This window comes from Roseovarius faecimaris (assembly GCF_009762325.1).
In the GTDB taxonomy this organism is placed as follows: Bacteria; Pseudomonadota; Alphaproteobacteria; order Rhodobacterales; family Rhodobacteraceae; genus Roseovarius; species Roseovarius faecimaris.
Map to the genome: position 1 here is coordinate 2,107,920 of NZ_CP034348.1, position 13,265 is coordinate 2,121,184.

Sequence of the window (13,265 nt, forward strand, 5' to 3'; positions counted from 1 at the left end):
GTGGGTCACTTCTCGGCGATTGAAGACAATCGCCTGCCAGTCAGCGGGGAGCGGCCCGGGGCAGGCCCGGGCGAAACAGAACGAATGGAGGGTCATTTGAGGGTCTCCAGTTTGCTGACGTCAAACCCAGCACCAGGAACCAATTCAACGCCATCCTTACTCATTCGCACCTCTACCCCTGCGGTCTGCAAAGCGGCTTTCGCGGCATCAAGCTCAGAAAAGTCCTTCGTTTCTATAGCATGAGTTCTGAGGTTGCGAATGCGCTGCGCAAACTCCGACAAATCTACAGCTTTCGCCCAATCGCCCAGTTCTTCCCCGAGAAGGCCCATGAGGGCCGCTGAGGCCTTCAATTCCCCAGCCGCGCCAGCGGCAGCCAGCCGGTGTAGCTCGGCCACGGCACCCGCCGTATTCACATCATCTGCGAGTGCCTCGAGCACCGGATCGGCCACGTCAGTGGCCGAAACTCCTTCCGTCAGGGCGCGCCACTTTCGCAATGTCGCCTCCGCCTCCCGCGCCTTCTCTGCCGTCCAGTCCATCGGCTTGCGGTAATGCGTGCTCAGAAACACGAACCGGATCACCTCGCCCGGTATCCCCTTATCCAGCAAGTCCCGAACGGTGAAGAAATTGCCTAAGGATTTGGACATCTTCTTGCCCTCCACCTGCAGCATCTCGTTATGCATCCACACCTGCGCGAACCCGCCCGAGGGGTGGGCGCAGCACGATTGCGCGATCTCGTTCTCATGATGCGGGAACATCAGGTCATTGCCGCCGCCGTGGATGTCAAAGCTCTCGCCCAGAAGCTCATAGGACATGGCCGAGCATTCGATATGCCAGCCCGGACGCCCCCGGCCCCAGGGTGACGGCCAGCCCGGCAGGTCGTCCGAGGAGGGCTTCCACAGAACGAAATCCATCGGGTCTTCCTTGTAGGGCGCCACCTCGACCCGCGCCCCGGCGATCATGTCATCGACCGACCGGCCCGACAGCCGCCCGTATTCCTTGTAGGACCGCACCCGGAACAGCACATGCCCCTCAGCGGCGTAGGCATGCCCGTCGGCAATCAGCCCTTCGATCATCGCCACCATCTGCGGGATGTACTGCGTGGCCCGCGGCATGTGGTTGGGCTCCAGCGCGCCCAGTTCGGACATATCGTCGAGAAACCACTGCGTCGTCTCGGCGGTGATGTCGCCAATCGGTCGCCCGCTTTCGGCGGCTCGCGCGTTGATCTTGTCATCCACGTCGGTGAAGTTACGGGCATAGGTCACATGCTCGGGACCATAGACATGCCTGAGCAGCCGGTAGAGCACATCGAACACCACCACGGGCCGGGCATTGCCCAGATGCGCGCGGTCATAGACCGTGGGACCACAGACATACATGCGCACATTCTCGGGATCGAGAGGCGTGAACACCTCCTTGCGGCGGGTCAGCGTGTTGTGCAGCTTAATCTCGGTCATGGCGCGCCCTTTCGACAAGCGTCTTCGCTTGGCGGGCTTAGCAACTTACTCAATCAGATGGAATAGAAGACCGGCCCGCCTAACGATGTTAGCGGATAATGCAGCAAATGATGCAGGTTGCACGGGTCATGCCCTTGTCTTAGAGCGCGGCCCCCTGCCCCGTCAAGCCGCATGATCAGCACCGCCCGCGCGGCGCGCCGTCAATTGTGGCGGGCAAAGAAATCCGCCGCACCGCCGGGATGCACCAGCAGCGTCGCATAGGGCTCGCGCTCATCGCCCATTTCCATCCCCGGAGAGCCGATGGGCATGCCCGGCACGCTCAGGCCCAACCCCTCGGGCCGCTCGGCCAGCAGGCGGCGGATATCCTGCGCGGGCACATGCCCTTCGATCACATAGCCCTCGACAAAGGCGGTATGACAGGAGCTGAGATCGTCGGTGATCCCCGCCCTGGCCTTGATCTGCCAGAGCATGTCCTGGCTGACATCCTCGGCCTGCACATTGAACCCGTCCTGTTCCAGATGCTCCACCCAGGCCGCGCAGCAGCCGCAGGTGGGGGATTTGTAGACCTTGATCTGCGGCTCCTCAGCATGGGCGGCGCGCACCAGAATCGGCGCGGTGAGTGCTGCGGCCAGAAAAGAGCGGCGGGTAAAACTGGGCATTTCGGAACCTCCGTCTGTGCCTGTTCAATATGGCGGTCATGGCGTCCAAGACAATCCCGCGATATGCCGCAGAGCGGTGTCATCAGGGATAGGCCACCACTTCGAACTCGATCCCGTCCGGCCCGTCGAAATAGAACCGCAGGCCCGGCTCGTAATCACCGTGGCTGTGCGGCGCGTATCCCGCCGCTTTGACCCGCGCCTCGGTGGCCGCGATATCATCGACCACCACGCCCACATGGTTGAGCCCCGCCACCTGGCCATAGGAATTGCCCATCGGCTCCAGCGTCTTCTTCGGTGCATAGAGCGCCAGATAGCTCTCCTCATCGCCCACATGCACGGTGAACCCGTTATCCTTGGCCTCCCCCTGCCAGCGGATATGCCAGCCGAAGAGATCGCACAGCACCGCGGCACTTGCCTTGGGGTCCGGTACCGTGATGTTCACATGTTCCAGTTTCATGGCTTGTCTCCTTAAGAATTGAATTACCTTGGCTTTTACCGTAATTCTTCAAGTATACTTTAATACAAGCGGGAAATTTTCCATGCGCAGCAGCAGCTTGGCCAGCCGTGGCCTCACAATCGGGCATGTGTCAAAGCGCACCGGCCTCGCTACCTCCGCCATCCGGTTTTATGAAGAGCAGGGCCTTGTGACCCCGGACCGGACGGAGACCGGCCACCGCCGGTATGAGCGCTCGGATCTTCGGCGGCTCTCCTTCGTGATGATCAGCCAGGAACTGGGCTTCACCATCGCCGAGATCCGCGCAGCCCTTGCCAGCCTGCCCGAGCACCGCACCCCGACCAAGGCCGACTGGGCGCGCATTTCCCGCAGCTTCGGCAAGGTGCTGGATGCGCGCATCGCCACCATGCAGCAACTGCGCGCCCGGCTGGATGGATGCATCGGCTGCGGCTGCCTGTCGCTGAAAACCTGCGCGCTCTACAATCCGAAGGATCGCGCCGCCGCGCGTGGGGCCGGTCCGCGCTATTTGAGGGGGGATGTGGCCGACGCACCCTGACACTCGGCGCTTGACACTCTGCGCCCGCGCTGCCTCTCTGCCGCGACAGGTCAGGACTTCAGGAGGTAGGGGATGCAACTTTCGGACAGGATCACCGGCATCAACGCGGGCGGCTCGGATGGCTGGGGCATCTATATCAAAGCGCGCGACATGGAGCGCGCGGGCCAGAAGGTCATTCACCTGACCATTGGCGAACATGACGTCAGGACTGATCGGACCATCCTCGACGCGATGCACGCGGCCACGCTGGCGGGGCACACGGGCTATTCCTTCGGCTCCGGCAGCCCTGGCCTGCGCGAGCGGATCGCCCGGCGTGTCAGTGAACGCACCGGCGTCACCACGACGCCCGATAACGTTCTGGTCGTGCCCGGCGGTCAGGCCGGGCTGTTCGCCACGCATATGGCGGCCTGCGATCCGGGGGACCGGGCGCTTTTCATCGATCCCTACTATGCCACCTATCCCGGCACCATCCGCAGCGTGGGGGCGCGGCCCGTCCCGGTGCTGGCCCGGGCCGAGCGCATGTTTCAGCCCGACGCCGCCGATATTGCGGCCGCCGCCGGGGACGGTGCCGCCTCGCTTCTGATCAATTCGCCCAACAACCCCACCGGTGTGGCCTATTCGCAGGAAACGATGGAGGGAATTGCCCGCACCTGTCAGGATCATGACCTCTGGCTGATCTCCGACGAGGTTTACGACACGCAGCTCTGGCATGGCCGCCATATCACCCCGCGCGCCCTGCCCGGCATGGCCGAGCGCACGCTGGTCATCGGCTCGCTGTCGAAATCCCACGCCATGACCGGCAGCCGCATCGGCTGGGTGGTCGGCCCGGAAGAAGCGCTGGAGCATATGGGGCATCTCGCGACCAACACCACCTACGGGGTGGCGGGCTTCGTGCAGGAGGCGGCAAGCTTCGCTCTGGATCAGGGCGAAGGTTTCGAAACCACCATCGCCGCCCCCTTCCGCCGCCGCCGCGACCTTGTACTGCGGCTGCTCGACGGTCAGAACGTGGTGCGCCCGATCCCGCCCGACGGGACAATGTATGTCATGCTCGACATCCGCGCCACCGGCCTGAGCGGCGAGGCCTTCGCCGAGGCCCTGCTCGACAAACACCACGTGGCCGTCATGCCGGGCGAAAGCTTCGGCAAGGCGGCGGCGGGGCATCTGCGCGTCGCACTCACCGTGGATGACGCACAACTGGAAGAGGCCATGCGCCTCTTGCTGGCCTTAGCCGCCGAGCGCGCCGGCTAACCCGTGGCCCGCCGCCGCTCCGATACCTCTCTGCCCGCGCCGTTTCTGCAACGTCTGCGTGTCCGCCCTGAAAAGCTGGCCGAACACGCGGGCTACCCCTTCGATCTGCCGTGGCTTGGCCCGGAATCGTTCGAGCTGCAATTTACCCAGCCGGTCACCATCATCTTCGGGGAAAACGGCACCGGCAAATCCACCCTGATCGAAGCCATCGCAAGTCTGAGCGGCTATGACGAGGCGGGCGGCGGTAAAGGCTACCGGCCGGTCGATCATTCCGGCGCCCTCGACAAGAGCGGCGCCGGGCTGGCCGAGGTTTTGCGCGCAAGCTGGCTGCCCAAGATCACCGATGGCTGGTTCTTCAAGGCCGAGAGCTTCTTCTCGGTCGCACGCTATCAGGATGAGATGGCTATCCGGTACGGCGGAATGGCCCCTGACTATCTTTCCTGGAGCCATGGTGAGGGGTTTCTCAGGTTTTTCGAAGAGCGCATGTCGCGGCAGGGCATCTATTTCATGGACGAGCCCGAAAGCGCTTTGTCACCGACGCGGCAGCTTGAGCTTTTGCGCATCCTTCACGGGATACAGCAGGCCGCGACATCCCAGGTGATCCTGGCCACACATTCGCCAATCCTGATGGCCTTGCCCGGGGCGCAGCTTCTGGAGATCACCCGGCACGGGCTGGCAGAATCCCACTATCGTCAGAGCGCTCATTTCAAGCTCTACCAGTCCTTTACCACAGACCCTGAGGAATTCATCAAAGAGGCACTAGCCCACCCGGATGATCTCCCTTTCTGACCAGGGCATGCGCGGATCGACTTCGCACCCGAATGCGCATTTTCAAGTCGTTTTCAGACCATGCGTCGCAAACGGGACAGAATTGCACAGCCCGAGCCGCAAGTGTCTGCTGCAGACTTCTGGAGACTGGCCATGTTGCCATGCTGTAAGATTCGCCTCGTCATCCTGACGATCGGCGCTCAGAGAGGCCGGGCCGCGCGTGGCAGGCCCTGACGGGCTCGTACCGCCTTCTCTGTGACATTTCTCCACCAAGGACATCCCGATATGACAGCCCCTTCCCCGCGCCGCTCCGGTGGCCGTGCCGCCCGTCAAGCCCTGCGCGCCGCCGCCCCTGCCGAAGATCAGCGCTCCGTTCGCCCCGGCATGTCCGGCGGCGTCTACAAGCCCCTCTCGCCGGAGGGGATCGAACGCATTCACCAGACCGCCCTTGCCGCGCTGGAGGAGATCGGCCTCGCGGACGCGCCGCCATCGGGCATCGAATATCTGACCGCCGCCGGGGCGATCCTTGGCGATGACGGGCGCATCCGTTTTCCGCGCGCGCTGGTCGAAGACATGCTCGCCAAGGCCAATCGCGAGATCACGCTTTTTGCCCGCGACCCCCGGCATGACATGACATTGTCGGGCGCACGGGTGCATTACGGGACTGCCGGCGCCGCGGTGCATATGGTCGATGTCAAAGGACGTAACTACCGCGAGAGCACGGTGCAGGACCTGCATGACGCCGCGCGGATCACCGATGTGCTCGACAATATCCACTTCCTGCAACGGCCGATGGTCTGCCGCGACATCACCGACAACATGGAGATGGACCTGAACACGGTCTATGCCACCGTCTCGGGCACGATGAAACATATCGGCACGTCCTTCACCGAGCCACATCATGTGCCGCCCGCCTTCGAGATGCTGCATATGATCGCCGGCGGCGAGGATAAATGGCGCGAACGGCCTTTCATGAGCAATTCCAACTGCTTCGTCGTCCCGCCGATGAAATTCGCCACCGAAAGCTGCCTGGTGATGGAGGAATGCATCAGGGGCGGGATGCCGGTGCTGCTGCTGTCGGCGGGCATGGCCGGGGCCACGACCCCCTCGACCGTGGCAGGCGCCATCGCGCAATCCTGCGCCGAATGCCTGGCGGGGCTGGTATATGTGAACGCGGTGAAACCCGGGCACCCGGCGATTTTCGGCACCTGGCCCTTCGGGCTCGACCTGCGCACCGGTGCGATGTCCATCGGCTCTGCCGAGCAGGCGCTGCTGACGGCAGGCTGTGCACAGATGCATCAGTTCTACGGCGTGCCCGGCGGCGCGGCGGCAGGCGCCTCGGACAGCAAGCTGCCCGACATGCAGGCCGGATGGGAGCAGATGTGCACCAATGTCACTGCCGGCCTCGCGGGCGTGAACATGGTCTACGAGGCGGCCGGCATGCATGCGTCGCTGCTGGGCTTCTGCCACGAAAGCCTGATCCTCGGAGATGACCTCATCGGCCACGCCCAGCGCGTCGTGCGCGGGATCGAGGTGGATGACGTGACCCTGGCGCTTGACCAGATCCGCTCGGTCTGTCTCGAGGGCCCCGGCCATTACCTCGGCACCGAACAAACCCTGGCCCGGATGCAGTCGGATTACGTCTACCCCGCGCTCGGAGACCGGATGTCGCCGAAAGAATGGGCGGAAAAAGGCAAGCCGGACCTGATTGAAAAGGCGATTGCCCGAAAAGAGGAAATCCTCGCCGAACGCTCGCGTGCGCGCTTCAACCCGGTTCTGGATGCCGAAATCCGGCGGAAGTTCAACATCCACCTGACGGCGGGCTGATCCCACAGGGCGGCTTTCGAGTATTTGAAGAACGATGAAATCATGGGCGAGCCCCCTTTCATTGTTCCAAAAATACTCCCGCCGGAGGCGTCCCGCAGGCACCGCATAGACATCGTCGGCCAAACGCGCGCCCAATGCGAGACGCGCACGCAAGAGCGCGGCGAGCGGTCAGTTTCCCAGCATCCAGGCGCCGTCGGGCCAGAAGGCGTGAAACGCAAAGGCAAAGAGCAGATCATGCGGCACATCGCGGCCCTGATCGTCGCGCACGCGCACCGTGCCCACATCCTTGCCCGAAGCAATCCGGCTGGTATCGAGCGCTGAGGCCTGGCCCGCCTCCCATGACAGTACGACACCGGCCTCGCTGATGCGGCCCGCCTCGCGCAGCCGCGTCAGCGGCCAGGCGCGCGCCCCCACACGCACGACGCGCACCAGCGGCGGGATGCCATGCGGCGGGTTTTCTCCGTTATAGAGGAACGGTTTGGTCAGGCTGTCGTACCCGCGATAGGGGTTTTGCCCATAGCGGCGTGGAAAATCCGGCTCGGCCATCACCAGCCCGTCGGGGTTTCTTTCGCGAAACTGATCCCAGCTTTCCATCCAGCTCGGCAGCTGCATAAGCGTGGTGCCGGTCAGGTCGCCCACGATCGCCTCCGCCGTGGCCTGCTGCCACCAGCTTTCGGTCTGGCGGTCATACATCACCATATCCGAGTTGCGCAGCTTGCCCGACACACCAAAGCTCAGCGTGCCGTGTTTTGTGCGCCGGTCAAACACCATGGCCGAGTTGCACAACGGGCAGAAGGTCACCGCCACGGGCATGCCCGCAACTTCGTCATTCACGATTTCATGCCAGGTCAGGTATCGGATCGGATAGGCGCGGGGCGGCCCGCCCAGCTCCACCGTGATCACCGGCTCCCTCCCGTCGATCCCTGTCTCATCCCCTGCGGCGATGAATACCGGCCCGTCAATGGCCGGAATACCATCCTTCGGCGGCCCGCCGGAGAGGATCTCGACCCAGTTGCCCACGCTGGTTTTCCCGAAATTGGTCTCAGGCCATTCATGCTTCCAGAATTCGGGATCGGCCTGCGCGGGGGCATTCCACACGCCAAGGCAGATCAGGGCGACAAAAACGGACATGAGACGGATCATGAGGCGGCACTCCTCGGCAAGGCAGCGCCATGATGCGCCGTATCGCCCACCTTTGGCCACCCGATCCACGCAATTGTGAAAACGCGAGAGGCCCCGCCTCACCTGTTTTCGCGCGCCTTGATTTCGTCCACCGTCTTTTCCCAGGCCCGGGCGTTCAGCAACTTGCGGAAGGCGCGTTGCAATTCGGCCGCCCCGTTCGCGTCATAGCAATCGCCATGCGCCAGGATAATGCGCCTCGGAGCCCAACCGACCAGGGTCTCGATATCCTCGGCCAGCGCCGCCTTGTTCTTGTAGGTCCAGCGCAGAAGCGGCGGCATCTTGCCGTCGGTGTTATCGATCCCGTTGAGCCAGACAAACGGGCGGCAATGGGCGGGCAGTTTGGCGGTGTCGAAGGCCTCGATCAGATCCGTGACGATAAGCGTCCGGCTGACGCGGTGGAAAAACACCGCCTCCTTGTGAAAAGAGCTGCCACGCACGATCAGCTGATCAAGCTGGCCCTGCCACGGTGCTTCTGCCCGGTCCCAGGCAAGCGGGGTCGCCTCGGGCAGGTGCAGGCCATTCTTAGCGGCGCGGGCATGCACATCCGGCGCCGCCCAGAAGGTGGCACCGGGATAGGCCTCCACCCAGGCGTTGACATGCACGAAATGGATCTGGTTGGGCGCGATCAGATGCCTCACCGGGCCAAGCGCGTCCAGTTCAGCGCGCAGGCTGGCGGTCAGCTCTGTCGGCGAATGCACCCAAAGCTCGCCTGTTTCCAGCCGCACCACCGTGGCGCGGGTGGAAAAGGGAAAGCCAAAGCTTCTGACCGCCGGGCCGTCGATGATCCAGAGCCCCTCGGCCACTGGCTTGAGTGTATTGAGGGGCTCATAGCCGGTCGTCATTCGGTCACAGTCACCGTTTTCATCACATCCGGGCGGCCCACGACGGCGCCGTTTTGCCCGGTGCCGCGCTTGATGGCGTCCACCACGTCCATGCCGTCGGTCACGCGGCCCACAACGGTATATTGCCCGTTCAGGAAATGGCCTTCGGCAAACATGATGAAGAACTGGCTGTTGGCCGAGTTCGGGTTCTGCGACCGGGCCATGCCGACCACGCCACGGTCAAACGGCACGTCCGAGAACTCGGCCTTCAGGTCCGGCTTCGAACTTCCGCCGCGGCCCGCATAAGCCATGTTGCCACCGTCGATCTTGCCAAACTCCACATCGCCCGTCTGGGCCATGAAGCCATCGATCACCCGGTGAAACACAACCCCGTCATAGGCCCCCTCTTCGGCCAGCGCCGCGATTTGCGCGGCATGACCAGGGGCCACATCCTCCAGCAGGTCGATGGTAATCGTGCCGTTGGCCTCGCCCTCGACCTCGATCTGAAGACCGGTGGCCAGCGCCGGGCTGGCGAGCAAAGCGAACGCTGCGGCGAGCTTATACATCGGCTGCCACCTTCATCGAAATCATCCGGTCGGGGTTCATTGGCGGCTCGCCACGGGTGATCGCATCCACATGCTCCATCCCCGAGATCACACGGCCATAGACCGTATATTGCCCGTTCAGGAAATGATTGTCCTTGAAGTTGATGAAGAACTGGCTGTTGGCGGAATCGGGCATCTGGCTGCGCGCCGCCCCCAGCGTGCCCCGGTCATGCGGCAGCTTGGAGAACTCGGCCTTCAGGTTCGGCAGGTCCGACCCGCCCGTGCCTGCGCGCCCGATGTTGAAGTTGTTTTCCATGTTGCCATGCGCCACGTCGCCGGTCTGGGCCATGAAGCCGTCGATCACCCGGTGAAAGCAGACATTGTCATAGGCTCCGGCGCGCGCCAGCTCTTTCATCCGCGCGCAATGGCCCGGGGCCACATCGGGCAGAAGCTCGATGGTGACGGTGCCGTCTTTCAGCTCCATCAGAATGGTGTTTTCGGGGTCTTTGATCTCGGCCATGTGGCACTCCTTTGTCATCCGTTGGCTCGATAGGTAAGGCCAATGCGACAGAATGCCAAGAGCGAGCGGTTGACGCCCCAGCCGGTTCGCGCCAATAGGAGCGCGAGACGGCACCGAGGAGGGCGCGCGATGGGCTGGAACACGCTGGATGACATGGATCTGGACGGCAAGCGGGTGCTGACCCGTGTCGATATCAACGTACCGGTGGAAGACGGGCGTGTGTCCGATACCACGCGCATCGACCGGATCGTGCCCACGATCAACGACATCCTCGCCAAGGGGGGCAAACCGATGCTGATCGCGCATTTCGGGCGGCCCAAGGGCAAGGTGGTTCTGGATATGTCCCTGCGCGTGGTGCTGCCGGCGCTGGAGGCGGCCCTTGGTAAATCCGTGCGCCTGATCGAGACGCTGGACGGTGCCGAAAACCTCACCGACGAGGCCCGCGCGGCCGATGTCCTGCTGCTGGAAAACATCCGGTTTTATCCCGGCGAAGAGGCCAATGACCCCGAGTTCGCCAAGCGCCTCGCGGGGCTGGGCGATGTCTATTGCAACGATGCCTTTTCCGCCGCCCACCGGGCCCATGCCAGCACGGAAGGCGTGGCGCATCACCTGCCCTCCTGCGCCGGCCGGCTGATGCAGGCCGAACTCGAAGCGCTGGAGGCAGCGCTTGGCACGCCCAAACGCCCGGTTCTGGCGGTGGTGGGCGGCGCGAAAGTGTCGACCAAGCTCGACCTGCTGGGCAATCTGGTGGAGAAGGTGAACGCGCTGGTGATCGGCGGCGGGATGGCCAACACATTCCTTGCCGCGCAGGGTTTGGGTGTGGGCAAGTCGCTGTGCGAGCATGACATGACCGGCACCGCCCGCGAGATCATGACCAAGGCGGGCGCGGCGGGCTGCGAGATCATCCTGCCCGCCGACGTGGTCGTGGCCCGCGAGTTCAAGGCCGGGGCCGCGCATGAGGTCCTGCCCGCCCATGCCTGCCCCGAGGATGCGATGATCCTCGATGCCGGGCCTGCCTCGGTCGCACGGGTGAATGCTGCGCTTGACGCGGCCAATACGCTGATCTGGAACGGCCCCCTTGGCGCCTTCGAGATTGACCCTTTCGATGCGGCGACCAACGCGGCGGCAACCCACGCCGCACAGCTCAGCCGCGAAGGCAAGCTGATTTCGGTCGCCGGCGGCGGCGACACGGTCGCGGCCCTCAACCAGGCGGGCGCGGCGGAGGATTTCACCTATATCTCCACCGCGGGCGGGGCCTTTCTGGAATGGATGGAAGGCAAGCCCCTGCCGGGTGTCGCGGCGCTGAGCGCTTAGGCGCGCGCACCCACCACGCAAGACAAAAGGCAAGACGGCCCGCCCACCCGCCGGCCCCGGCAGTCCACAGCGCGGGCCGACGCATGCAGACACGTCCCGCAAACTGGGCGCGCAAGCGGGCCGCGCCCTCAAACAGAGCTTGAAAACAACGGTTAGACCCGGCTCCCCTTGATCCACGTCATGGCGAGAAACCTCCCGAGATTTTAAAATTATGGGGTCGCATTTCATCATGCGGCACCAGCCTGGGAGGGAGAAAAAATGCTGCAGTCCGATCGCATTGAATCGGCGATGAAAGTCAATCGTGAAGAGCTGTTTCGGTTTGGAACCGCGCTGATTTTCATCGTTGGCATCATGCTGTTTACCATCGTGCGCACCGATGGGGGCGTTGACGGGGTGTTGTTGGTGATCGCCGCGATGATTGGCGGATACATGGCCATGAATATCGGGGCCAACGATGTCGCCAACAATGTCGGGCCAGCGGTGGGCAGTCACGCCATAACCCTGACCGGCGCCATCATTATCGCGGCCTTTTTCGAGGCGGGCGGCGCGCTGATCGCCGGGGGTGATGTGGTGGGCACGATCAAGAAAGGGATCATCGACCCCGATCTGATCGCCAATCGCGATACGTTTATCTGGCTGATGATGGCCGCCCTTCTGGCTGCGGCTGTCTGGCTGAACGTGGCAACCGCAATCGGCGCGCCGGTCTCCACCACGCACTCGATTGTGGGCGGCGTGCTTGGGGCTGGCATCGCAGCAAGCGGCTGGGCCATCGCCGATTGGGCGCAGGTTGGCAAGATCGCGGCAAGCTGGGTCATCTCACCGGTGCTGGGCGGCCTGATTGCGGCCGGATTCCTCTACATCATCAAGCGCACGATCACATACAAATCGGATGTGCTTGCCGCCGCGCAACGCATGGTTCCCCTGCTCGTCGCGATCATGGCCTGGGCCTTTGGCACCTATCTGATGCTGAAAGGTGTGAAAAAACTGGTGAAGGTGGATTTTCCCACCGCTCTGGTGATCGGGTTCGCCGTTGCGGCCCTCGCCTATGTGATCATGCGCCCCTATGTGACGCGCGCGATCAAATCGATGGACAACCACAAATCCAGCGTCAACGATCTGTTCACCATTCCGCTCATCTTTGCGGCAGCCCTTCTGAGCTTTGCTCATGGCGCCAATGACGTGGCCAATGCGGTGGGCCCGCTTGCCGGGATCAACGAGGCGATCATCGGCGGCGGCGTGGCCTCCAAGGCGGCGATCCCGCTCTGGGTCATGGCCGTCGGGGCCATCGGCATCTCCCTTGGCCTTGCGCTCTATGGGCCGAAACTGATCCGGACGGTGGGCAGTGAAATCACCGAACTCGACAAGATGCGGGCCTATTGCATCGCGCTGGCGGCGGCGATCACGGTGATCATCGCCTCGCAGCTTGGCCTGCCCGTCAGCTCCACCCACATCGCCGTTGGGGGCGTCTTTGGTGTCGGCTTCCTGCGCGAATACATCAAGTCGAGCTATGCCCGAACATTGCAGGACATCCGCGATCATCACGCTGATCTCGATCCCGCCGCCGTGGACGCCTTCCTTGAGAAGTTTGAAGCGGCCGACGTTGCCACAAAGGGCGAAATGCTTCAAAATATGAAGAACCAACAAGCCGAAGACCGGCTTCTGGGCAAACGCGAACGCCGTGGACTGGGCCGGGTGCATCGTGTCGAACTGGTCAAGCGCGCCCTGCTGGTGCGCATTGCAGCAGCCTGGGTCATCACCGTGCCGCTTGCCGGGATGCTGGCCGCGATGTTCTTCTTCATGATCCGCGGGATCATGCTGCCTTGAGGGACTGGCAGGCAGGGCGGCTCCGGGCAGCTTGTCGTGTCCTTGTTTGGCCAGGGTATGGTTTTCCTGACTCCGGATCGCCTGGCCGCGTTC

Annotated in this window: 13 protein-coding genes; 6 read left to right on the plus strand and 7 right to left on the minus strand. The window is 63.4% G+C overall.

The window, feature by feature from the left end; genetic code table 11:
- Nucleotides 1–92 precede the first annotated feature (92 nt).
- The 3 genes from cysS to EI983_RS10850 all read right to left on the minus strand — a co-directional run bounded on the left by cysS (nt 93) and on the right by EI983_RS10850 (nt 2,570).
- A complete protein-coding gene (gene cysS, locus EI983_RS10840) occupies nt 93–1,454 on the minus strand; it encodes a cysteine--tRNA ligase (protein ID WP_157707411.1) in 1,362 nt (453 codons plus the stop codon).
- A gap of 200 nt (nt 1,455–1,654) precedes the next feature.
- Nucleotides 1,655–2,113 (minus strand): DUF411 domain-containing protein, encoded by a 459-nt coding sequence (locus tag EI983_RS10845; RefSeq protein ID WP_157707412.1) that lies wholly within the window; start codon nt 2,111–2,113, stop codon nt 1,655–1,657.
- An 82-nt stretch (nt 2,114–2,195) separates the two neighbouring features.
- On the minus strand, nt 2,196–2,570 hold the full coding sequence (locus EI983_RS10850; RefSeq protein WP_157707413.1) for a VOC family protein: 375 nt from the start codon (nt 2,568–2,570) through the stop codon (nt 2,196–2,198).
- 82 nt (nt 2,571–2,652) lie between these two features.
- Between EI983_RS10850 and soxR the strand changes: the two genes are divergently transcribed.
- From soxR to EI983_RS10870, 4 genes are all read left to right on the plus strand, one after another.
- Nucleotides 2,653–3,123: a redox-sensitive transcriptional activator SoxR gene (soxR, locus tag EI983_RS10855; protein WP_157707414.1), complete on the plus strand. Its 471-nt coding sequence runs from the start codon at nt 2,653–2,655 to the stop codon at nt 3,121–3,123.
- A gap of 72 nt (nt 3,124–3,195) precedes the next feature.
- Entirely contained in the window at nt 3,196–4,371 is a 1,176-nt protein-coding gene (locus tag EI983_RS10860) for a pyridoxal phosphate-dependent aminotransferase (protein WP_157707415.1), read from the plus strand.
- Between the two features lie 3 nt (nt 4,372–4,374).
- Nucleotides 4,375–5,160, plus strand: a complete 786-nt coding sequence (locus EI983_RS10865; RefSeq protein WP_157707416.1) for an AAA family ATPase — start codon at nt 4,375–4,377, stop codon at nt 5,158–5,160.
- A 264-nt stretch (nt 5,161–5,424) separates the two neighbouring features.
- Nucleotides 5,425–6,966 (plus strand): trimethylamine methyltransferase family protein, encoded by a 1,542-nt coding sequence (locus EI983_RS10870; RefSeq protein WP_157707417.1) that lies wholly within the window; start codon nt 5,425–5,427, stop codon nt 6,964–6,966.
- Nucleotides 6,967–7,134: 168 nt separating this feature from the next.
- On the opposite strand, the gene EI983_RS10875 is transcribed toward EI983_RS10870, so the two are convergent.
- The 4 genes from EI983_RS10875 to EI983_RS10890 all read right to left on the minus strand — a co-directional run bounded on the left by EI983_RS10875 (nt 7,135) and on the right by EI983_RS10890 (nt 10,034).
- Entirely contained in the window at nt 7,135–8,109 is a 975-nt protein-coding gene (locus EI983_RS10875; protein WP_157707418.1) for a DUF3179 domain-containing protein, read from the minus strand.
- 98 nt (nt 8,110–8,207) lie between these two features.
- Entirely contained in the window at nt 8,208–8,990 is a 783-nt protein-coding gene (locus EI983_RS10880; RefSeq protein WP_157707419.1) for a DUF4336 domain-containing protein, read from the minus strand.
- Complete coding sequence (locus EI983_RS10885) at nt 8,987–9,535, minus strand: peptidylprolyl isomerase (protein ID WP_157707420.1); 549 nt, start codon at nt 9,533–9,535, stop codon at nt 8,987–8,989. The genes EI983_RS10880 and EI983_RS10885 overlap by 4 nt, the downstream gene beginning before the upstream one ends.
- Complete coding sequence (locus EI983_RS10890; protein WP_157707421.1) at nt 9,528–10,034, minus strand: peptidylprolyl isomerase; 507 nt, start codon at nt 10,032–10,034, stop codon at nt 9,528–9,530. The genes EI983_RS10885 and EI983_RS10890 overlap by 8 nt, the downstream gene beginning before the upstream one ends.
- A gap of 129 nt (nt 10,035–10,163) precedes the next feature.
- Here EI983_RS10890 and EI983_RS10895 point away from each other — a divergent pair, with 129 nt between their 5' ends.
- Together EI983_RS10895 and EI983_RS10900 are read left to right on the plus strand one after the other, a co-directional pair.
- Nucleotides 10,164–11,348 carry a phosphoglycerate kinase gene (locus EI983_RS10895; RefSeq protein WP_157707422.1) on the plus strand — a complete coding sequence of 395 codons (1,185 nt, stop codon included), beginning with the start codon at nt 10,164–10,166 and terminating at the stop codon, nt 11,346–11,348.
- 258 nt (nt 11,349–11,606) lie between these two features.
- Nucleotides 11,607–13,172 (plus strand): inorganic phosphate transporter, encoded by a 1,566-nt coding sequence (locus EI983_RS10900; protein WP_157707423.1) that lies wholly within the window; start codon nt 11,607–11,609, stop codon nt 13,170–13,172.
- The last annotated feature ends 93 nt before the right edge of the window (nt 13,173–13,265 follow it).